The 599-nt window shown below is 40.9% G+C and carries 1 protein-coding gene; it reads left to right on the top strand.

All coding sequences use genetic code 11. The features are described from left to right. The first annotated feature begins 38 nt into the window (after positions 1 to 38). Entirely contained in the window at positions 39 to 458 is a 420-nt protein-coding gene (locus FKN93_RS17550; RefSeq protein ID WP_170905782.1) for a GNAT family N-acetyltransferase, read from the top strand. The last annotated feature ends 141 nt before the right edge of the window (positions 459 to 599 follow it).

Genomic DNA, 599 nt, shown 5'->3' with positions numbered 1-599 from the left:
GCGGCGTTATAAGCAAATTCAGCTCCAGAGGATGAAAAATGGAAATCGAGTACAAAGTAAACCATCCAATCTCAGTTGAACAATTCGTGAGTTTACTGAAGAAAACATCATTGGGTGAGCGGCGTCCTTTGGATAATAAGTCAACTATTCAGGGTATGCTCGATAACTCTAATTTAATTGTGACCGCATGGCTGAACGATCAACTTGTCGGTGTTGCTCGTTCAGTGACAGATTTCCATTATTGCTGCTATCTATCTGATTTAGCTGTTGATGAAAGTGTTCAATCCAATGGTATAGGTAAATATCTGATCTTAGTGACCAAAGAAGAGCTGAGCCCAGGCTGTAAATTGGTTTTACTGTCAGCACCGAAAGCACAAGGTTATTATCCGAAAATTGGTTTTGAAGCTCTTAATAGTGCATGGGTTCTATATAGCGCAGAACAGTTGAAAATCAATTAAATCAAGGTTTTATTTGCTTATAACAAAGCGTTCAAGAGGGACAGCCAACGCGTGGCATTTTTATTATGCGTTGGTTTTTGTGGTTACGGTGTTATGCGGAAGCTTGGCAGTTGCGTTGGCTGCCCCTTAACGCGGCGTTAT

The organism is Vibrio sp. A8-1, from assembly GCF_013048685.1.
GTDB lineage: Bacteria > Pseudomonadota > Gammaproteobacteria > Enterobacterales > Vibrionaceae > Vibrio > Vibrio metschnikovii.
The sequence above is the reverse complement of the archived record's forward strand: the minus strand, read 5'-3'. Positions and strand labels throughout refer to the sequence as shown.

Excerpts from the sequence above, each read along its gene's own strand:
- FKN93_RS17550 (WP_170905782.1), top strand. The coding sequence starts at position 39 with ATGGAAATCGAGTACAAAGTAAACCATCCAATCTCAGTTGAACAATTC.